The 22,651-nt window shown below is 29.4% G+C and carries 20 protein-coding genes; 5 read left to right on the forward strand and 15 right to left on the reverse strand.

Annotation, left to right across the window (positions count from 1 at the left end; all coding sequences use genetic code 11):
• Positions 1-38 precede the first annotated feature (38 nt).
• Positions 39-917: a lipid kinase gene (locus DIC82_01595; GenBank protein AWK49862.1), complete on the reverse strand. Its 879-nt coding sequence runs from the start codon at positions 915-917 to the stop codon at positions 39-41.
• Between the two features lie 308 nt (positions 918-1,225).
• Here DIC82_01595 and pssA point away from each other — a divergent pair, with 308 nt between their 5' ends.
• On the forward strand, positions 1,226-1,759 hold the full coding sequence (gene pssA, locus DIC82_01600) for a CDP-diacylglycerol--serine O-phosphatidyltransferase (GenBank protein ID AWK49863.1): 534 nt from the start codon (positions 1,226-1,228) through the stop codon (positions 1,757-1,759).
• A gap of 103 nt (positions 1,760-1,862) precedes the next feature.
• Here pssA and DIC82_01605 read toward each other — a convergent pair whose 3' ends face one another.
• The 7 genes from DIC82_01605 to DIC82_01635 all read right to left on the reverse strand — a co-directional run bounded on the left by DIC82_01605 (position 1,863) and on the right by DIC82_01635 (position 8,779).
• A complete protein-coding gene (locus DIC82_01605; GenBank protein AWK49864.1) occupies positions 1,863-2,210 on the reverse strand; it encodes a hypothetical protein in 348 nt (115 codons plus the stop codon).
• Between the two features lie 36 nt (positions 2,211-2,246).
• Positions 2,247-2,591, reverse strand: coding sequence for a hypothetical protein (locus DIC82_01610; GenBank protein ID AWK49865.1), 345 nt, complete (start codon positions 2,589-2,591; stop codon positions 2,247-2,249).
• 13 nt (positions 2,592-2,604) lie between these two features.
• Positions 2,605-3,147, reverse strand: a complete 543-nt coding sequence (locus tag DIC82_01615) for a rubrerythrin family protein (protein AWK49866.1) — start codon at positions 3,145-3,147, stop codon at positions 2,605-2,607.
• 73 nt (positions 3,148-3,220) lie between these two features.
• Positions 3,221-4,591, reverse strand: coding sequence for a stage V sporulation protein R (locus DIC82_01620; GenBank protein ID AWK49867.1), 1,371 nt, complete (start codon positions 4,589-4,591; stop codon positions 3,221-3,223).
• 75 nt (positions 4,592-4,666) lie between these two features.
• Positions 4,667-5,836: a sporulation protein YhbH gene (locus DIC82_01625; GenBank protein AWK49868.1), complete on the reverse strand. Its 1,170-nt coding sequence runs from the start codon at positions 5,834-5,836 to the stop codon at positions 4,667-4,669.
• A gap of 8 nt (positions 5,837-5,844) precedes the next feature.
• Complete coding sequence (locus DIC82_01630) at positions 5,845-7,767, reverse strand: serine protein kinase (protein AWK53011.1); 1,923 nt, start codon at positions 7,765-7,767, stop codon at positions 5,845-5,847.
• A gap of 583 nt (positions 7,768-8,350) precedes the next feature.
• Positions 8,351-8,779, reverse strand: a complete 429-nt coding sequence (locus tag DIC82_01635; protein AWK49869.1) for a UDP-N-acetylglucosamine pyrophosphorylase — start codon at positions 8,777-8,779, stop codon at positions 8,351-8,353.
• A gap of 513 nt (positions 8,780-9,292) precedes the next feature.
• Between DIC82_01635 and DIC82_01640 the strand changes: the two genes are divergently transcribed.
• The 4 genes from DIC82_01640 to DIC82_01655 are packed head-to-tail and all read left to right on the forward strand — an operon-like array spanning position 9,293 to position 14,944.
• On the forward strand, positions 9,293-11,023 hold the full coding sequence (locus DIC82_01640; GenBank protein ID AWK49870.1) for a multidrug ABC transporter ATP-binding protein: 1,731 nt from the start codon (positions 9,293-9,295) through the stop codon (positions 11,021-11,023).
• Positions 11,020-12,876, forward strand: a complete 1,857-nt coding sequence (locus tag DIC82_01645) for a multidrug ABC transporter ATP-binding protein (protein ID AWK49871.1) — start codon at positions 11,020-11,022, stop codon at positions 12,874-12,876. The genes DIC82_01640 and DIC82_01645 overlap by 4 nt, the downstream gene beginning before the upstream one ends.
• Before the next feature lie 22 nt (positions 12,877-12,898).
• Complete coding sequence (locus DIC82_01650; protein AWK49872.1) at positions 12,899-13,591, forward strand: secretion protein HlyD; 693 nt, start codon at positions 12,899-12,901, stop codon at positions 13,589-13,591.
• A 24-nt stretch (positions 13,592-13,615) separates the two neighbouring features.
• On the forward strand, positions 13,616-14,944 hold the full coding sequence (locus DIC82_01655) for an efflux RND transporter periplasmic adaptor subunit (protein ID AWK49873.1): 1,329 nt from the start codon (positions 13,616-13,618) through the stop codon (positions 14,942-14,944).
• A gap of 247 nt (positions 14,945-15,191) precedes the next feature.
• On the opposite strand, the gene larB is transcribed toward DIC82_01655, so the two are convergent.
• The 7 genes from larB to DIC82_01690 all read right to left on the reverse strand — a co-directional run bounded on the left by larB (position 15,192) and on the right by DIC82_01690 (position 22,498).
• A complete protein-coding gene (gene larB, locus DIC82_01660) occupies positions 15,192-15,938 on the reverse strand; it encodes a nickel pincer cofactor biosynthesis protein LarB (protein ID AWK49874.1) in 747 nt (248 codons plus the stop codon).
• A gap of 77 nt (positions 15,939-16,015) precedes the next feature.
• The gene (larE, locus tag DIC82_01665; GenBank protein AWK49875.1) at positions 16,016-16,837 is read right to left on the reverse strand and encodes an ATP-dependent sacrificial sulfur transferase LarE; all 822 of its coding nucleotides are present in this window, start codon (positions 16,835-16,837) and stop codon (positions 16,016-16,018) included.
• Entirely contained in the window at positions 16,824-18,233 is a 1,410-nt protein-coding gene (locus tag DIC82_01670) for a nickel pincer cofactor biosynthesis protein LarC (GenBank protein ID AWK49876.1), read from the reverse strand. Before DIC82_01670 ends, larE begins: the two co-directional genes overlap by 14 nt.
• Before the next feature lie 461 nt (positions 18,234-18,694).
• Positions 18,695-19,420 carry a cobalt ABC transporter gene (locus DIC82_01675; protein AWK49877.1) on the reverse strand — a complete coding sequence of 242 codons (726 nt, stop codon included), beginning with the start codon at positions 19,418-19,420 and terminating at the stop codon, positions 18,695-18,697.
• A gap of 60 nt (positions 19,421-19,480) precedes the next feature.
• Positions 19,481-20,272 (reverse strand): cobalt permease, encoded by a 792-nt coding sequence (locus tag DIC82_01680; GenBank protein ID AWK49878.1) that lies wholly within the window; start codon positions 20,270-20,272, stop codon positions 19,481-19,483.
• The gene (locus tag DIC82_01685) at positions 20,273-21,253 is read right to left on the reverse strand and encodes a cobalamin biosynthesis protein CbiM (GenBank protein ID AWK49879.1); all 981 of its coding nucleotides are present in this window, start codon (positions 21,251-21,253) and stop codon (positions 20,273-20,275) included.
• An 87-nt stretch (positions 21,254-21,340) separates the two neighbouring features.
• Positions 21,341-22,498 carry an aldo/keto reductase gene (locus tag DIC82_01690; protein AWK49880.1) on the reverse strand — a complete coding sequence of 386 codons (1,158 nt, stop codon included), beginning with the start codon at positions 22,496-22,498 and terminating at the stop codon, positions 21,341-21,343.
• Positions 22,499-22,651 lie beyond the last annotated feature (153 nt).

Genomic DNA, 22,651 nt, shown 5'->3' on the forward strand with positions numbered 1-22,651 from the left:
ATCCACATTCCTGTTACTTATATTTATTATAATTTATTTTATTTTATACCTAAAATTTCAATTCCACCTTTAATACATTGAATTCTTAATGGAAAATCTGGTCCTCTTTCTCCATCAATATCTGTTACAATGTCTTCCGAAGATTCAATATATACATCATCTGTTTTAAAATAAACAACCTTATCCGAATCTAAATGTTCTCCCTTTAAAAGTTTTATAAACAATGGTAATAATTCGATTATTTGTATAGCTTTAAACATTATTACATCTAATTTCCCATCTGTGATTTCTGCTTCCGTTGCTAAATTAAGATTTCCAGCTGTCTTACCATTAAATACTAAAAGTAAATACATCTCTCCATCATAATCACATTCTTTTGATGATAACTTTACTTTTAACTTTCTAAAGTTAGGTAATTCTTCAAGGCCTTTTAAATAATATGCTAACTTTCCTATTGTATTTTTTAAATTTCCATCTATTTTTTGCGATATATCAGTAAAAAGTCCTGTACTCGCAACATTTATAAAGTAATCGTCATTTATTTTGCCAACATCAACTGCTACTGGTTTTGAATCTAAAATTTGCTTACAAGCTTCTTGTATATCGCTTGGCATATTAATGAACTTTCCAAAATCATTCGCAGTTCCAACCGGTAATATTCCTATAGGTATATTTATATTTCTATGTTTCATAGCATTTACTAAAGAATCTACAGTTCCATCACCACCAGCTATTAAGATGTAGCTGTACGTTTCATCTATTATATCTAAGGCTTCTGCCAAATCTTTACCCTTTTGAATTCTATATGGAACAACTGTTAAGTCTACTTCTTGATGCAACTTTATAACATTATCCAATTCATTTATTATGTTATTTTCTCCTGAGTATGGGTTGTATATGAATCTTACCTTTTTCATAAATTAACGTACCTCCCATAATTTTTTTATATAAATTTTTTTAATTCTCCCTAAAATTAACTCGCAAAATTTTATTTTAAAAAATCAAACTTAAATATAAGAATTTCCACTGTATATATGTTAAATTTCTAGCAAATCATTACATATATTTATTATCAGATAACTTTAATTATATCATTTTACTTATTTAATGTCGATACTATACAATCTTAATAAAATATGAAAATAAATTTATCCCTTATATTATTTTCATTTATATGCTATAATAATGCTTTATAAGTATTTTATATAATTTTAGGAGTGATTTTATGAGGAAAAGTTGTATTCCTAATGTATTTACCTTTATTAATTTATCTTGTGGAATTATATCCATATTATCAGTAATGGATGAAAAATATGCAATGGCAGGTGTATTTATTTTACTTGCAGGATTGGTAGATAGATATGACGGAAGAGTAGCTCGTTTTTTAAATGTTTCTAGCGATTTAGGTAAAGAGTTAGATTCTTTAGCTGATTTGGTTTCTTTTGGAGTAGCACCATCTATATTAGTATATATATTATTTAATCTGGAGTCTTTTGGACCAAATGGATTATTAGGTTTTGTAGTACTATTATTATTTCCAATCTGTGGTGCATATAGATTGGCTAGATTTAATACTGCTGAGTTTGATGGTTCCTTTACTGGTGTACCAATAACTATAGTTGGTTGTTTTATGGCCTTTTTTTCACTAATAATTATCAAACTTAACTTACAATTGATAATATCACTTTATCTTGTAGTTCTTTTAATGATTATTGGTTCCTATTTGATGGTAAGCAAAATTAAATTGAGGAAAGTTTAAAATATAAGGATCAATAAAAAAACTCTGTCTTATAATTTCGAGACAGAGTTTTTTTATTAACATTTATTAAAACTTAACTTTTTAAGGTTCATCAAAGATGTGATTAATATTCTTCTCTTTCAGAATTTTGAAAATTTAATTCATTATCTATTTCTGTGAATATCTTATCTTTTTCTGTACTTATTGTAATATAATCAGATTTAATCTTACAATATTTTAAATATGATCCTTCACATTTATCTAATATATTTATTAGTTTGTCTATTAATTCACCAACATTATCAACTCTATCGAGTGCTTTCCTGACCTCACTTTTCTTTGTTAAATTCACATTATTTAATTCTGATGCTCCTGCGATTAATAATCTATAGGAATCTACATAACTTTTTAATAACGCACTTAAATTATCTATGTCTTCATATTGCTTTTTAGCTAAATCCTCAAACTTCATACCTTATCCTTTATACAATTAATTTCACTTTTATATTTAAATATTTAAGGTTTCACTATTTGCATAATCCTCATCTACATCACTTAATATACTTTTTATACTTTCATTATCTAAATCCGATTTAACTATATCACCCTTAATCATAGGTTTTTGAAATTCTTCTCCATCCATGTTTAAAAAATTTATGTCTTTATTTTGAAATGTTCCATATATATCTATCTTTGCTAAAAACATTTCATCTTCTTTTGATTCTTCATCTGGTATTGCTAGTTCACCTTCATTTAAGTATTTAGAGTCTTTGCATCTATAAAAAGTTTTACCTTTAAAATCCTGAACATAAACAACAGGCACTATAAATTCTTCCGGATATTGATAAATCATTTATTTTGCCCTCCTATTTGCAATCCTTGTTATCTAATTTTTTAAAATATGATTTTGGATATTTGCATAATGGGCATTTCATAGGTGCCTCTGTACCTTCATAAATATATCCACAATTTAAACATAACCATTGACTTTCTTCATCTGATTTAAACATTTTTCCATCTTTAATCTCTTTAGCTAATTTTAAGAATCTTTCTTTATGATGTTCCTCTACTTCTTGAAGTTCTTTATAGAAATCTGCAATTTCATCAAAACCCTCATCTCTAGCTATATCTTCAAATTCTTTATAAATGACCTTACTTTCTTCTGACTCTCCAAGTGCCGCTTCTATTAAGTTATTCTTTGTACTACTAATCCTATCTAAAAATCTTATATACGCCTCTCTGGCATGAGCTTTTTCATTTCCTGCAGTTTCATCAAATATTTCTCCAACATACATAAATCCATCTGCTCTAGCTTTATCTCCATAAAAAGTATATTTATTTCTTGCTCTAGATTCTCCAGCAAATGTTTTAAATAAATTCCTTTCAGTTTTACTACCCTTTAAGTTCATCATAATCTCCTAAAAATATTACTCTCTTACATAAATACAATATTCATTTTTATTTTTTTTGTTACTTCAGCATTTATGATACAGTTATTTTCTTTTCTTGGTTGCAAGTTAAAATCACTTCTTGTTTATCGCTTGATTTAGTAATTAATTTAACATCATGACCCCAAAGCTCTTGAACATACTTTAAGGTTTCTTTAGCATAAGAAAGCTCTAAGACTCTCCCATCAAATACATTTTCTAGAGTTAATGTATAATTCTTTTTGTTATAATCTATAACTCTAATGTATGGTATATTCCCTATTCCTGAGGTATACGAAAGCGTATCTCTTATAGTTTTCCAGCCAGTTTCATCTGATATTTCTTCAATAAGAGTATCAAATGTCCTCATATTATATTGAAATAAATTTAATTCTTCACATAATTCTCTAGTCAAGTAACGTCTTAAGAAAGAAGAATCACGCTCAATTTCCCTAACTTCAAATATTTTTTCCTTTCCATATCGCTTTTCAATATCTTCAAATATTTTGAAGCCAATATAATATGGATTTAATCCTCCTATAGCAGGTGCTATTACATCATTATGCCTTTTTAAAAACTCAAGATGTAGCTCTTGTGGTAATTCTAATTGCTTTAAAATATTATAATGAGTATAACTTGCCCAACCTTCATTCATTATTTTAGTTTCAATTTGAGGAATAAAATACTCTGTTTCTCTTTTAACTATTCTTAAAATAGTTTTTTCCCATTCTTCTAGATGTCCATAATCTATTATAAATCCAATAAGATCATCTACAGGTTCTAATGGAATTTTCTCCAAATCTGGTAACTTTATTTCTTCATAAGAATCTACTATACCTCTATTTTCTTTTTTATTCTCATACTCTTTTAATATATTTTCTTTAATCTCATCATTTGATAATTCTTTTATCCCAATATTCCGTTTAGATTGAAATCTTATGGCATGGGCAGCATCCAATATTCTCTCAACCTCAGCATATCCTATACTTGGATCATCAATATATTCTCTTATTATTTTTGCATCTAAATTAAACATTTCCAAAGTATATTTTGCATTAGTTCCCTGTTTAAACAATCTATTATTTTTGAAAAAGTCATTATGTCCGTATACATGTGCCATTGTTAATATTTGCAGTAATAATGTATTATCTTTCATTAAATATGCTAAACAAGGATCTGAATTAATTACCATTTCATAAGGAAGCCCTGTGAGGTTTAAAGAATATAGTGTTTTATTTTTCTCATAAGATTTACCAAAACTCCAATGTGGATATCTTGATGGCATTCCAACATAAGCTTCATACCCTATCATCTCATTAAAACCTATCATTTCGAATTCTTGAGGATAAAAATCTAATCCATATTCCTTAACCTTTTTCTCTATTTTTTCATTCCACTTCTCGATATCACTAAAACTATATCCCAATTTTTTATTCCTCCTTCACAGCACCTTTAAAAAATAACAGACCAATATATTTGTCTATTTTGGTCTGTTATTTTTTCATGTGCCTAACTCCTTCCTAAGCATAATCTTAAGTGCTTCCCATAAATCCTTTTTTTCTTTTATAATTACAGGAACAAATTTTTCATCTACTATTTCTTTTTTAAACTTATGATACATTGTTGTTGTATATGTTGATGGCAAAAGTTCTGCATAACCAAACATATTACTAACTTTACATATACTTTTAACTGCCATAACTGCTCTTTCATTATCTTCTGACCAATTATCTCCATCACTTGCATATATGCTATATATATTCCATGCTGCTGGTGGATATTTTTCTTCAATTAATTTTAATGCTTCATTAATACCACTTGATATATACGTGCCTCCAGATTCAGATTTATGAAAAAACTCATATTCATCTACTCTTTTTGCAACCGTTGTATGGTATATAAACTCAAAGGCTATATTGTTATACTTTCTTTTTAAAAAAGTAGCTAATACAAAAAAATATGATCTTGCTAAATATTTCTTTGTTATGTCCATTGAACCAGAAGCATCCATAATAAATAACATAACTGCATTGCTATCTTTTTTTGGTTTCATCTTGACCCTATAGTATCTTAAATCTTCTTCTCTAAATGGAAATCTATCTAGTTCTTGATCACTTTCTAATTCTTTCAATGCTCTTTTTTTACCTTGCTTCCTTGCAATCTTGGACATAACTGTTTTCTTCTTTGCAAGTCTAGGTCTTATTCCATGAGTTTTATATCCTCTTTTTTTACTACTGGCTTCAGTAATTATTTCAGAATACTTCTTTTCATCTAAGTTAGGCAAGTTTAAGTCTTCAGATATATAATCCATTAATTCCTCAAGAGTGATTTCTGTTTCATAGACATCATCTCCCTCTTCATTTCCCGCCCCTTGATTTCCTTTAGCTAATTTTTTATTTCCTTTTCCGAGCTTTTCTCCTCTTTTTTCATCTCCAATGCCACTAGCTACACCTTTAGAATTTTTTCCATAAACAAATTGATATTCTTTGATTCCCTTAATTGGTATTTTAAATTTTTTATTTTTACTTTCCCCAACAATACTCTCTTCTGATAATATATCTCCCAAATTCTCTTTTATTGATTTTTCTACAAGTTGTCTATGTCTTCTTCTATCTTCTATGGATCTGTCGTGATCAATTGGATTATTAGTATAATCTCTAAATATTGCCATAATCTACTTTAATCTCTCCATAAATTATTAGCTGCATATTTTAAAATCACATCACAACAATGAAGACAATATCCATTCTTTTTCATTTCTTCCACCATAGAATCATATTTTTCAGCTTGTTCTTTGTCTCTAACCTTTGACCTAGTTATAATTCTAGATAAATCTTTAACTGAAGCTGTTAGTTTCTTTTCTATAGCTTCTTTTAAAGGTTCATACGATGTATAATCCAAGCCTCCACCTTTTCTAACTATATAAAACATATATGAAGTAACATCTGATCTAAAACCTTTAGCTGATGCTGCATATACCCCTATTTGTTCTTCTATGCTTCTCATAAATTCTTCATCCGGGTTAAGCTCTTCTCCAGTTGAAATATCTTTTATTTTACTCTTATTTACGTAAGCTTCTGCATTATCTATATAATTATTAAATAGACTCTCTGCTTGTTCTCTAAATGAATGTATAAATGCCTTAGTAATTTCTCTCTCAATAATTTTATTATATTCTTTTCTAATATTATCTTGAATAAATCCTAAATACCTTTTCTTGTCATCAGATGCAATATCAAGTTCCTTAACTGATCTTATTATACTTTCCATTATGCTAAGTGGATTTATACAATCATATCCTGATTCTGAAAGCGCATTATCTATAGTTTTTATAATAAATCTTGTACTTATACCCTTCATTCCTTCATATTGTCCCGCTTCTTCTCTAAGTTCTCCAATGTCAATCTTCTTAGTTGTCCCCTTTTCAACAATTTCTTCCCCATTGTAAATTTTAAGTTTAGTCATAGCATCTGCTTTAGCTGAAGGTGTAAGTCTTGAAAGTATTGCAAACATCGCTGCAATTTCAATAGTATGTGGTGCTATATGAGCCTTGAAATTGCTTCTTTTTAATATTTTTTCATATATTTTAACTTCCTCATCAAGTTCTAAACAATATGGAACTTCAACTTTTACTATTCTATCTAGTATAGCTTCATTTGTATGGTCTGACTTAAACCTATTCCATTCAGCCTCATTTGAATGAGCAACTATAACTCCATCAAAATAAAGCATAGAACCTTTACCAGGCGATGGTATAGATTTTTCTTGAGTTGCAGTAATTATTGTATGAAGATATTCAACATCATTTTTAAATACCTCAATAAATTCTACAAGTCCTCTATTTCCAACATTAAAAGCACCATTTAAAGAAAATATTCTCGGGTCATCTTCTGAATATAAATCCATTTTAGATATGTCAACAGAACCTGTTAAAATTGAAGTGTCTTGATTATTAGGATCAACTGGTGGTACTACCCCTATTCCCTTTCTTGATCTAATAGAAAATTCTGTTCTTTCAACTGGAAAATCTTCATATATTCCATTATAGTAATGAGTAAGCCTATATTTACATATAGGACATAAATCTCCTTCAATTTGTACTCCAAGCATTTCCTCAAACCTAGGTCTTAAATGTTTTGGAATAAGATGAAGCGGTTCCTCATGCATTGGACATCCCTTTAAAGCATAAACAGGCTCACAATCCTCTAATGCAGATTTTAAGCTCTCAACTATAGATGATTTACCAGCACCAACTGGGCCAACAAGATATAAAACTTGTCTTGCTTCTTCACCCTTCATAGCTGCTGATTTAAAATAACTAGCAAGCTTCATGATAACTTTATCAATTCCATAAAAATCTTCTTTGAAAAAACCATATCTTCTTATTAAATCATTCCCATAGACTTTTCGTATTCTAGGATTTTCCTCAGCTTTTAATTCTTCTACTCCCTTATTAATAATCATGTCATAAATTCTTTTATGTGCAAGAATTACTACTTCTGGATTTTCCTTGACAAGCTCTAGATAATCTAAAAAACTGCCTTCAAATCTTAGGGTGTTGCCTTTTTCTCTATCTATTTCTATAAATTCTTTAAAGTTCATACTCATCATAAACACTCCTTCCCCTTATAACTAAAATATATTCATTTAAGCAAAGACATTATGACTACTTTTTTTAAATAGTTCCTCTTTATTGTATTAATCATCTAAAGAAATAAGAAATAAAGACTATAAGATGTTTATTCATCCTATAATCTTTATTACTTGTATTTATTAAAATTATATTGTTTCACTCATAACCTTTAGTAATTTTTCTGTAAAATTTATAAATGCTTTTTTATTCAATATTACATTTTTATAATATCCCATTCGCGTATTATTTCATTTTCATTTATAATTTCCCATTTTCATATTAAATCTTTTACCTAAAAAGATATCCATAAACAACTATATGAATATCTTTTAATATTACTTTTAATCAAAGGTTTTGGGAATAAATTCAGAATCTTTAGCTTTTGGTTCACCAAAAACTGCTTTTGAACTTTCTGCTTGCGGATTATGATTTATACTTTTATGTTTATTGGTATGTTTTCTTTTCATACTATTATCCATTTACATCACCTACCTACTCCTATAACTCTTATAATAGTTTGTTCATTCATCATTATTTTATACATGTCACTATTTAGTTTTCTATAATCTTTGCTATTTCATTAACTGATGCTTTTATTGTAAATATAATATCCTCATCAATCCTTAATTTGCTTTCATTCTCATTTACTTTTATTTGATTTATAGTTAAGTTATTTGAAGATATTTCTCTATATCTGGTACTTGCTATATCTATAATAAATTTTTTATTTTTAGCACCTGTAAGTTTTACAATAATTCCATATGGCTGGTTTTCTGTTTTAATCATTATATCTATAATGTTATCACCTTTCCCACAGCAACCCACTTTTACATCACCTGGAACTTTTAATATAGTGGCTTCACCTGTAATGGTCATCCAACCGCCACTCAATGTTGATTTAACTAATATGTCTAATTTATATTTTTCTTCTATTTTCTTTAAAACTTCGCCCAATTCACACACCGTTAATTCTAATTTCATCTGCACTTCTCCTTTTACATATTTTTGATATAATATTTTATCATGATGATTTATATTTATGCTTAGATTAATAATAATCAACAAAGAATAAAAGAGGATATGTCAAATTGATTCAAGAATCATTTTGATATATCCTCTTTATTCTTACAGATGATCCTTTTCCTTATGTGGAGGTGCACCTATTTTCTTGCCTTCAATAATTCCCAAGTCTGCATTACCTTTAGGATCTATTTTTCTGCGTTCTGCATTAGATTTAGGTCTATCTTTAACTCTATTTTTATTATTATCCATTTGTATCACCTCATTATTAGGGTGTGCATTTAATATTATTTTATACTGTTTAATATTGTATATAATATGGATATCAAATTCATCTACGAAAACAGATAATTCTTCGCTAATCCACAACTTTATCAAATGTAAATTTTTATTATAATAGCATGATATTTACAATTTTATGATACAGTAGTATCATAAAATCTATATATTAGTTGAGCGAGGTGAATTTATTATATGGCAAGATTAATGAAGTATGTTGAACCCTATATTGGCATTGTTATTGTCTCAATTATACTATTGTTTGGACAAGCAATTTGTGACCTCGCATTACCAGACTATATGTCTGATATTGTAAATAAAGGAATAAGTAATGGTGATGCAATGTACATAATAAAATTAGGTTTTCAAATGCTTGGAATTTCTCTTATTAGTGCCATTTTCAGTATCGCAGTAGGATTCATTGCATCTAAAGTTGCTGCTGGAATAAGCCAGTCTCTAAGAATTGATTTATTTGAAAAAGTTGAAGCTTTTTCAAATGCTGAGTTTGATAAGTTTGCTACATCTTCTCTTATTACAAGAACAACAAATGATGTTACGCAAATTCAAACTCTTATTGTTATGCTCATACGAATAATTTTTTATGCACCTATTCTTGGTATTGGTGGTTTTATACATGCACTAGCCAATAGTAAATCAATGTCTTGGATTATAGTTCTTTCTATAATAAGTCTTTTAGGACTTATTGGAACTATATTTTCTTTAGTAATGCCTAAATTTAAGATTGTTCAAAGTTTAATTGATAAGCTTAACCTTGTAGTTCGTGAAAATCTTGATGGTATGCTTGTTATTAGAGCTTTTAATACCCAAAAATTTGAGGAAGATAGATTTGACAAGGCCAATAAAAATCTTACAGATACTAATCTTTTTATAAATAGGATTACATCTGGAATGATGCCTGCCATGATGCTTCTAATGAACTTAGTTACGGTTTTAATTGTATGGGTTGGTGCAAATCAAGTTTCTGCTTTTAAGATGGATGTTGGAGAAATGATGGCATATATGCAATATGTAATGCAAATAATAATGGCATTTCTAATGATGGCAATGATGTTTATTATGATTCCAAGAGCTTCTGTTTCCGCTAATCGTATTGCAGATGTTCTTGAGACAGAGCCTTCGATTAAAGATTCTTCTCCTCCAAGTAATAATTTGAAAACTTCTACTGGGCTTATAGAATTTAAAAATGTTTGTTTTAGTTATCCTGGAGCAGAAGAAGATGTTCTGCATAATATAAGTTTTACTGCTAAACCTTCACAGACAACAGCATTTATTGGATCAACTGGTAGTGGAAAATCATCATTGATCAATTTAATCCCAAGATTTTATGATGCTACAAGTGGTGAAGTTTTAATAGATGGCATAAATGTAAGCACCTTAAGTCTACATGAATTAAGGGATAACCTTGGATATGTTCCACAAAAGGGAATTTTATTTTCAGGAACAATTAAAAGTAATGTAGCTTATGGTGGTAAAAATCCAAGTGAAGATGATATTCTAAGAGCCTCAAAAATTGCACAAGCAATGGAGTTTATAGACTCTAAGCCAGAAAAATTTGAAACTTCAATAGCCCAAGGTGGTAATAATGTGTCTGGTGGACAAAAGCAACGTTTATCAATTGCACGCGCACTAGTAAAAAAACCTCAAATATGCATTTTTGATGATAGTTTTTCAGCATTAGATTTTAAAACTGATGCAGCACTTAGAAAATCATTAAAAGAAGAAACAGGTTCTAGCACAGTTTTGCTAGTAGCACAAAGAATAAGTACGATTATGACGGCTGATCAAATTATCGTTTTAGATAAAGGACATATTGTTGGATGCGGTACTCACGAAGAACTTATGAAAACCTGCGAAGTTTATCAAGAAATTGCTTTATCTCAGCTTAGTAAGGAGGAGTTAGAATGAGTGAAAAAAAAACAAATTCTAGCAGGCCTATGGGCATGGGGCCAAGAATGGGTCGTGGTATGGCTGGAGGAGAAAAAGCTAAGAATTTCAAAGAAACAATGCTAACTTTATTTAAATATATGTATGAGTTTAAATTACAAATTGTAATAGTTATAATTTTTGCTATATTTTCAGCTATCTTCTCTATTGTAGGACCAAAAATTCTTGGTAAGGCAACTACTAAGCTTTTTGAAGGACTAATAGCATATTATTCTGGAACTAATCTTTTAACAGACTTTAAATATATAAGAAATTGCATTTTAGTTTTAGTAGTTTTATATATTATTTCAGCAATTTTTTCATATGCACAAGCATATATAATGTCTGGTGTATCTATGAAAATCACTTATAGATTTAGAAAAGATATTTCTGAAAAGATAAATAGAATGCCTTTAAAATATTTTGATTCACGAACTCATGGAGAAGTATTATCTCGGATAACTAATGATGTTGATACTTTGAGTCAAACTTTAAATCAAAGTCTTACTCAATTAATAACTTCTGCTGTAACTGTTGTTGGTATACTTATTATGATGCTTAGCATAAGTCCTACATTAACATTGGTAGCGGTCTTAACCCTCCCACTGTCTATGGGGCTCATAATGTTCGTTGTAAAGAAATCACAAAAATACTTCAAAACTCAACAAGAGTATATTGGACATATGAATGGACATATTGAAGAAATATATTCCGGCCATAATGTTGTGCAAGTATTTAATGGTGAAAAAGAGGCTATATTTAAATTCAAAGAATTAAATGACGAATTATATGATTCAGCATGGAAGTCCCAATTTCTTTCAGGAATGATGATGCCTATTATGACCTTTGTAGGTAATATTGGTTATGTTTTAGTCTGTATTCTTGGCGGATATTTAGCAGTAAAAAAATCAATTGAAGTCGGAGATGTACAAGCATTCATTCAATATATGCGTTCCTTCAATCAGCCAATTGCACAATTAGCCAATATTTCAAATACCCTTCAATCTACAGCAGCAGCTGCAGAACGTGTATTTGAGTTTTTAGATCAGGAAGAAGAAATACTTGAAACTGAAAATCCAATAATATTAGATAAGGTAATTGGTAATGTAGAATTTAAAAATGTACATTTCGGCTATAACGAAGATAAAATAATTATTAATGATTTTTCATGTAAAATTAAGTTTGGTCAAAAAGTTGCAATTGTTGGGCCTACTGGTGGCGGAAAATCAACAATTATCAAACTCTTAATGAGATTTTATGATATTAATTCTGGAAGAATTTTGATTGATGGCTATGACATTAATGCTTTTACTAGAAATGATTTAAGAAGCATGTTTGGAATGGTTCTTCAAGATACGTGGCTTTATAATGCTAGTATTTTAGATAACATTAAATATGGAAATTTTGATGCTACTCATGAACAAGTATTGGAAGCTTCAAAAGCTGCTCATTGTGATGAATTTATACGAGCACTACCTGCTGGATATGACTTGATCTTAAATGAAGAAGCAAGCAATATCTCTCAAGGTCAAAAGCAACTTTTAACTATTGCACGTACAATTTTATCTAATCCTAAAATACTTATTCTTGATGAAGCTACAAGTTCTGTTGATACAAGAACAGAAGTGCTTATACAAAAAGCAATGTATAACCTTATGTCTAATAGAACTAGCTTTGTAATTGCACATAGATTATCTACTATAAGAGATGCTGACGTAATTTTAGTATTGAAAGATGGAGATATAATAGAGCAAGGTAATCATGAAACTTTACTTAAAGCTAATGGTTTCTATTCTAGTCTTTATAAAAGTCAATTCGAAAATAGTGAAGATTAATAAATGTTAGGAGAAGTGCGTTATGGAAAAGTCAAAAGAGATAGTCTCAAAAGATATAACTTCAACAGAGAAAATTTCAAAAAAAATATTCTCAAAAAAAATACTTTATATTGTACTTATTATAGTTGTAATCTTAGCTTGTAGTATAGGATATTATTTTTATATTAGCAGTGTCAATTATTTTACTACTGACAATGCAAAAGTTACAGCTAAAATGTATTCAATTACTCCAGTAACATCCGGAAAAATTTTAGAATGGAATGTAAGTGCTGGGGATTTAGTAAAAAAAGACGAAGTTCTTGGAAGACAAGAAATCTTGCCTTATATTACTTCACCTATAGATGGAACTGTTGTTAAAAGTGATATTATAAAAAATCAAGCTGTTGGAGCTACAAGTCAGCTTGCTGTTGTTGCTGATACTTCTAACATGTATATAGGCGTTAATGTTGAAGAAACTGACATTATGAAAATTAAAGTTGGACAAGAAGTTAAAGTTGACATAGATGCCTATCCAAGTAAAATTTTCAAAGGTACAGTAACTGAAATAGATAATACTACTCAAACTTATTTTTCAACTTCAGCTAGTAGTTTTACAACAAGTGGTACCTATACAAAAGTTACACAACTTATACCAGTTAAAGTAAGTATAGAAAATAATGAAAATCTACCAATGACACTAGGAATGAATGCAATTGTTAAAATAAAAGTAAAATAATTTTATTGAAAGGATTGAAATGTTATGAAGAGGATAATTTCGAGTACTTTATTTATGATTTGTATAAGTACTTTATTAATAGGTTGTAGTAGAAATTCAGATATAGCAAATGTCACAGTTACAAAAGTAAAAACATCTAATTCAATAAGTGATACTACTTATACTGGAAATGTTACATCAGCAGAAAAAGTATCTATAATTCCAAGTGTTTCTGGAAAAGTCCAAACTGTAGATGTTGAAGTTGGACAAACTGTAGAAAAAGATGCCCAATTGTTTACAATTGATAATACGGAATTAACATATAAGTTAAATCAAGCACAAGCAAATTATGATGCTGCCGCTGCAGCTTATGATAAAACAGCTGGTGGCTCAGCTAAGCAAACTCAAAATGATGCTGCTACAGCTTTAGAAAAAGCACAAAACGAACTAAAGGATGCTCAAAGTCAATATGAAAATAATACAGCTGTAACTGCTGCACAAACAGCTTATAATGATGCAAAAGCAAATTATGAGCGTACAAGTTCTTTGTATGAAGCTGATGCAGCTACAAAAGTAACATTAGATGATGCAAAAAGTAAATTAGATACAGCTTCAGCAGCTTTGGAAATTGCAAAGTCAAATGCTGAAACTAGATATAATAATGCAAAAGCAAGCTTTGCTGCCGCTAGTGAAAATGCTTCAATTACTAATGCAATTATAAATCCGGATAATATTGCTTCTGCAAAGGCACAAATGGATAGTGCTCAAGCTGCATTAGATATTGCTAAACACCAGCTTGATAATGCAACTATAACTGCACCCATTGCCGGAAAAATAAGTGCTAAAAATATATCAGTTGGTGAATTAACTCCTACTCAAACCCCATCGCTTATTTTAGAAAATGCAAACTCTGTAAATGTAATAATTAAAGTTACAGAAACAAATATAAATGATATATATATTGGGATGGCTGCTAAGATATCTGTACCATCAACAGGATTATCTTATGATGGTACAATATCTACAATCTCACCTTCCGCTGATCAAAAGACAGGAATGTTTGACGTTCAAGTAGATATTAATGGTTCTGATGATAATTTAAAACTAGGAATGGTTACAAATGTTACACTAGTTAATTCAAATGAAGATGACACGCTATTAGTTCCAAAAGAATCCGTATTTGAAGAAGATGGTACTTCATATGTATATGTTCTTAATAGCAATATACTAGCAAAACATACAGTAACAGTTGGAGCTTCTAAAAATCAATATGTAGAAATTAAATATGGGATATCTGCGAATGATCAAATCGTTGTTGAAGGTAGTTCTAATATTAAAGATAATGGGAAATTTAATATTGTAAAGAGTAACTAAAATATGTAACTACTTACTTTGTTTTATCCTCACATAATAAGGTGAATGTTTTTGTGAAATATTTCATAAATCAGCAGGCGCAAATCTATTCCCCTTATTTCTAATTTTAGTACTCTAATTTTTAAACAAAATTAATGCTAGAAAGTATTTAAAACTTTCTAGCATTAATTATAATCTAGCCCTCAATTTTATATTGAATCACTCTAACTTACTTGAATTTTATAATAATTTTTTAGTGAACATGTGATTATAACTTATTAATAATACTAGCATTATATGCTGCCCCAAATCCATTATCTATATTTACTACACTAACACCACTAGCACAACTATTTAACATTGATAACAAAGCTGAAATCCCACCAAAGTTTGCCCCATAACCAACACTAGTTGGAACTGCAATAACTGGCTTGTCCACTAGTCCTCCTATTACGCTAGCTAAGGCTCCTTCCATTCCTGCAATCACTATAACTACTTTAGCTCCCCGAATAAGATCTAGTCTCGAAAAGAGCCTATGTATGCCTGCAACACCAACGTCAGTTATTTTCTCAACTCTATTTCCCAATATTTTTGCAGTTTCAACAGCTTCTTCTACCACTGGTAAATCCGATGTTCCAGCTGAAACAATTGCAATATAACTATCTGTAAGAGTTTGTTCTTTTTTCTTAATGGTTATTGTTCTTCCAAGTTTATTGTATTCTGCTTCTTCACATATTTCCTTTACTGCATTGTACATTTCTTCAGTAGCCCTAGTTCCCAATATATTATTATCTTTTGTCATCATAAATTTAACAATATCCCTAACTTGTTCTACTGTTTTTCCTGCACAATATATTACTTCAGGATATCCTACTCTTAATTCTCTATGGTTATCTATCATTGCAAATCCTAAATCCTTAAAAGGCAGATCTTCTAATTTTTCAAGAGCTTCTTCTATGTTTATTTTATTATCTTTTACTGATTCTAGTAAAATTTTAATTTCTTCTTTATTCATTAGTTTTCATTATCCTCCTAAGATTATTATTGCTAATTTTTCTATACTTATTTAAGTCTATATTTATCATATTCATATTAGTTTTCTTCAGTTACATTTTTTGTTATAGTTTCATTAAAGCTTCCTACTCTATATCCCTGTAAATCCAACGTTACATATTTAAAACCACATTCCTTTATCTTACTCGAAATAGTGTCTAAAAGCTCTTCATCAAATAATTTACTTCTATCATTTCTATCTATTTCAACTCTAGCTAAATCTCCATGGCATCTTACTCTAACAGCTCTAAATCCTATACTCATCATAAATTTTTCAGCATTTTCAATCTTCTCAAAATCTTCAACTTTTAATTCATTTCCATAAGGTATTCTAGTTAATAAGCAAGCATATGAAGGCTTATTCCAAGTATTAAGATTTAATTCCTTAGAGAATGCTCTTATTTCTGCTTTAGTTAATTTACATTCTAACAGTGGACTTTTTACTTCTAATTCTTTAAGTGCTCTTAGGCCTGGTCTATAATCACTTATATCATCGAAGTTTGTCCCATCAATTACATAGTTATAACCTTGTTCTTTAGCTACAGATAATATCATATTAAATACTGCAGTTTTGCAAAGATAACATCTATCTTCTGGATTATATTTAATAGACTCAATAATTGGTGCCTCTATAATCTCATGTTTAACACCTAATTTTTCAGTTAACTCCTTAGCTTCCGCTATTTCCCACTTAGGAATATATGGAGACATGATTGTCACTGCTTTTACGTTATCTCCAAGGGCTTCTTTAGCAACTCTAAGTAAAAAGGTACTATCCACGCCTCCTGAAAATGCCAAAACTACTTTTCCTAAACTTTTAAGATAATTTATTAATTCATTGTATTTATCATTGTTTATCATATATATCTCCCACTTCCTTGTAGACTTCTTTATATATCTTTTCCATAGTTATATTATTTTCTTTTGCTATAACTTTACAATCTTCATATTCTGGTTTATATTTGATTAACTTCCCATTATAATAAGATTTTTTAATAGTAACCTCTCCATATTGAGTTTCTATTTTTGAGAAATCCCTATTTAACATTATTTTCTCTACTTTGTATTTTCTTACACCTATTGAAGTAGTTTCTTCGAAAATCACATCTAAAACATCTTTCTCAATCTGTTCATTAATTAATACACTTAATTTTACTCCTGGTCTTCCTTTTTTCATAAATATAGCTGTCTTAAAGACATCTAAAGCACCCATTTCAAAAAGCTTTTCTTCAACATATCCATAAAACTCTGGATTCATATCATCTATATTAGTTTCTAAAATATATTGTTCTTCTATTTCCTCCAGTTTCTTTCCTTCACCTAAATAAACTCTTAAAACATTAGGTATTTCTAAATCCCTATGTCCTATTCCATAAGCTATTTTCTTTATAGAAAAATCTATTTTTTGAGTAAATTCTTGAACATTAGCTGCGAGTATTGCTGCTCCTGTAGGTGTAGTTGTTTCAAAAGGTACTATTCCAGTGTTAATTGGTATATTTTTCAATATCTCTACAGTTGCTGGTGCTGGAACTGGCATAAGTCCGTGTGCACACTTAACAAATCCACCACCCACTTGAACAGGTGATGCAATGATCTTATCAACTTCTAAATAATCTATGCAAATAGCTGCTCCTACCATATCTATAATAGAATCAATAGCACCTACCTCGTGAAAATGTACTTCATATAAAGTCTTCCCATGAACTTTTGCTTCAGCTTCTGCTACTCTCATAAACATATTCATACTTAACTCTTTAACTTTATTATTTAAAACACTTGAATTTATTATGTTCTCAATATCTTTTAAATTTCTATGATGATGCTCAATATCATTTGTATGAGTATGTGCATGGTTTTCATCACAGGAATGATTATGTTTGTGATCATGAGCATGACTATGTTCTTCATGTGTATGATGATTTTCATGAAAAAAATCATGAGACTCGTAATCCTCATGAGTATGAGTATCACTATTTTCATGGCTGTTCTCTTCTTTATAATCATGATGGTGATTATTTAAAGGTTCTTCAGCAATATGATCATGATTATGAACTTGATTTTTTAAGATAACATCTACTCTTGTTCCTGTTATTCCATGCTTAACAGCCTTTTCTATTTTTATTTCATATTCAGAATTCAAATTAAGCTTTGAAATTTCTTCTATTAAATATTCCTTAGGCACTCCTAAATCTAATAATGCTGCTAAATTCATATCGCCACTTATTCCACAAAAACAATCATAATATAATACTTTCATATCCTAGTCACTCCTAAATTCATTTTTATAACCTCAAGGGTCACAATGTAACCTCAAGGGTCACAATGTAACCTCAAGGGTCACAATGTAACCTCAAGGGTCACAATGCAACCTCAAGAGCACCTTCTCTGATGCCTAACGGTTCTAATACTCCTATCTATTTAAAAGGTAATAACTTATATAGATACCCACCCCTTAAGTTACTTATACTATGAATATATTTTCAACTAGAAATAAAGGGGGCTGCTTTTGCGTAATGTTACATTGAAAATTTTGATGGCTGCGCTTCTTGATTACAAGTTGTTCCAAATATGCTTGTTCAAAGCGTGTCTTTGAAGCAAGCATTTTGGGTACAACTTGTAATCTTAGAAGCACCCATCAAAATCTTCCGTAACTGGAGCAAATGCATGCCCCTTTATTTCGGCGGATATACACATAAGTATGATTTTCACTGTGGGTATCTATATAATGTTATATTCTCTTAAAAAATCTTCATCTTTTATAACATTCTCATATCTATCATCTCTAATAATTTTATGTTCCTCTGAAAAAACAATGACTCTATTAAAAATTCCTTCAATATATTCAAAATCATGAGTAGCACAAATTATAGTTTTACCACTTTTATTTAAAGCAATTAATAAATCTCTTAGAAATCTTTTTCCTTTAGGATCTATTCCGTTCATAGGCTCATCCAAAGTTATAACATCAGGATTCATAGCTAAAACACTAGCAATTGCAACTCTTTTTTTCTCGCCTCCGCTTAAATTATAGGGATGCTCTTCCTTTAATTTATCTATATTAAGAAGATTAAGACAATCCTGTACTCTTTCATTAACTTCATCTCCTGGCAGCTCCATTTGCATAAGGCCAAAGGCCACTTCCTCAAAAACTGTAGAACAAAAAAGCTGTGCATCAGAATTTTGAAATACAAAACCTAGCCTTTTATGAAATAACTTTAAATATTTATTATCCTTTAATCTATTTTCATTGATTTCAGTTTCATTAAATATATATTTGCCTTGATTTGGGAAAATAATAGTGTTTAATAGTTTTAAAAAAGTAGATTTTCCACTCCCATTTGGTCCTATTATAGCTACAGATTCTCCCTCTCTTATATGAACATTTACATTATCAAGGGCTAATTTATTCTTATAAGTAAATGAAATATTCTCTAATTTTATCATAAATATTTCTCCTTAATTTGTTTTGGCATAAGACACAATATATGCGAGCATGCTGACTTTCTAATTTGAATATATAAACAAACTAATTAATAGTATATTTATTATTATATATATATAATCATATTTTTTTAAAGTGAAATCTACTTTTTTAGTATATTCTCCTACAAAACATCTACACTCCATAGCATGATACATTTCTTCGCTCATTTTATAAGATTTTATGAACAAATTACCCATAATTCCTGTAAGCGAATTGTACTTATTTGAAGTTATACCAATTGATCTAAGTTTTAATGCATATAATAAGTTAATAGAATGTTCTCCAAGTAAAACAATATATTTTATGGTTATATCCATAATCCATATAAATATATCTGGTATAAATATTAACTTTAAGGATTTACTAATCTCACTCCATTTAGTATTATGAGATAACAAATTCATCAACAATATAGTTGTCATTATCTTTTGAAAAAGCATTAAACTGTTATAAATATTCCCATAAAACATTGACGGTATTAACGCAATTAAAGTTATAAACGGAAATACTAAACTCTTTATCAATATTCTTTCCCTTGATTTTTTCTCCATAAGGAGAAGATTACCTAAAGCATATACATCTAATATTGATAAGTAAATAAAACTTCTTGAAATTGATATAAATACTATATTTAATATTGTCGTTATTACTTTTAAGGTTGGATTTATTGAATATACCAATTTGTCTTTACTTTTATCTTGCCTAATAATTGAAACTATCTTAATTAAAGAGAAAATACTTTTCTCTATATATACATTTTTTTCTTCCTTGGGTACGTAATTATCTTTTTCAATAAGCCATACTGGAATCATTTATTCTCCTTTTGTATTTTTCTTTAAATTTATTTTTGCAAAAACTTTAAAAATAATTAATATTATTGTTACACCCGCTACTGCAGAAATAATATATCCAATATATTCTTTTAAGTTTCCGAAACTATAGTCTGGAATTGGTGCGGTATAATTAACTCCATTCTCCATACCTTTAGGTACAAATCCTATAAAGTTCTTAATTTCTTCCATTCCCCATTCTCCCCATGCCGTTCCACTTGCTAAGAGTCCTAGAGGAGTAGCTAAAATTAGAATGCCTAATATAATGTAAAATGGGTTCATTTTATTCACGGTTTCTTTGTAGATTATATCTGGTGATGCTTTTTTTACATAATTATATGCCCCTAAAGTTATTATTCCTTCTAAGATACCAACTACTAATAAATGTGGTATAGTCATGGCAGGAATAGATACTGATAGTCCATATGGACTATATAATGGAAATCCAAGTGTATCCTTAAAAAGTAATGGTTGAACACCAAACTCAATGGCTGCAAATAAAGCTGCAATATTAACAGAAATATATCCACCTAATAAAGTTCCTAGATATTCTCCTTTTTTGTTCGGAAAAATCTTTTTCATAAACTTAAATATATAATATGCTGAAAATGGCATTATAAAAGCCATATTGAAACAATTTACCCCGAAAGCTAAAATTCCTCCGTCTCCAAAAAATAAGGCTTGAATAGCTAGGGCTATAGTAACTGCAAAAACTGCTGAGTAAGGTCCAAGTAGAATAGCTACAAGAGCACCTCCAATAGCATGTCCTGATGTTCCTCCTGGAAGTGGTATATTAAACATCATAATTAAAAATGAAAATGCTGCGGCCACTCCAAGAAGGGGCATTTTTTGCCTTGTTATTTCAGTTCTTACCTTTATGCTTGCTCTTCTCCATATAGGTAGCATAATAGCTCCAAAAGTCGCACAAGTTGAAGGACTTAAATAATTATCAGGTATATGCATTTGATAAATTCCCCCTTTATAAATATATAACCTATTAATAAATAGTTTTTCAATACAGTAATGTCGGTAACATGTATTTTTTAATATCTATGCAAATAATGCTGTAACATTCTTTAATTCTTGACGGATCTTAATAGCTTGTGGACAATGTCCTTCGCATTTACCACATTCTACACATTTATCAGCTCTTTCTTCAGAACTTAATCCACTATATCTATTTTTAAGTTCTTTGTCTGTTTCTGGAGTAACAAACAAACTATATTCATTATAATAGGTAAAATTCTTAGGAATGTTTACGCCTGATGGACAAGGCATACAATATTCACAAGCTGTACAATTAACTTTTATTCTTTCTTTAAATACCTTCTTAACATCATCCATTATTTCTAATTCTTTTTCTGTTAAAGAATTAGGTGCTGCAACACTTGCAGTCTTTATATTTTCTGTAACATTGTCCATTATGTTCATACCACTTAATACTACAGACACTTCTGGATGATTCCATACCCATCTTAATGCCCATTCAGCTGGAGACTTTTTAATCTCTGCTTTATCAAAAGTATTCATAACTGCTTCTGGAAGGTTTTTAACTATTTTACCACCTCTAAGTGGCTCCATAATAACAACACCCAGACCTTTATTGGCTGCATATTGTAATCCTTCTGTTCCCGCTTGGAATTCTTCATCTAAATAATTATATTGAATTTGGCAGAAAGACCAATCATAATAGTCTACTATCTCCTTAAATACTTCTAACTTGTCATGAAAAGAAAATCCTGCATATTTTATTCTTCCATCTTTTATGGCAGAATCTAAAAATTCATCTATTCCTAATTTCTTTAGATTTGCCCAAGTATCTGCACCTAAAGCGTGGACTAAATAAAAATCTATATGATCTGTTTGAAGACGTTTCAATTGTTCATTTAAATATTTATCCATATCTTCTCTAGTTTTAATTAACCAACTAGGAAGCTTTGTAGCCAACTTAACCTTTTCTCTATATCCATCTTTTAAAGCTCTACCCACAAAAGGTTCACTTTCTCCTCCGTTCCCCATTCCAGTTCCATGATAAGGATATGCAGTATCTACATAATTAACTCCTTCATCAATAGCATGACGAATCATATTAATAGCTTTTTCGTTATCAATTTTAGTAGTGTCCCCATCAATAATAGGTAATCTCATACATCCAAAACCTAAAGCTGAAACCTTTTCATTTGTCTTTCCAAATGTTCTGTATAACAAAATAACTCCCCCTTAAATAATCATATCATTTAATAAATTAATATATGTTTATTTTACATCTTAAAGTATACTCTAAGTCAACACTTTTTTTAAAATACAAAAATTAGATTTTTTAAATTAAATTTTACAAATTTGTGTCCTTAAAGTATACTC

The sequence above is a fragment of the Clostridium beijerinckii genome (genome assembly GCA_003129525.1).
In the GTDB taxonomy this organism is placed as follows: domain Bacteria; phylum Bacillota; class Clostridia; order Clostridiales; family Clostridiaceae; genus Clostridium; species Clostridium beijerinckii_D.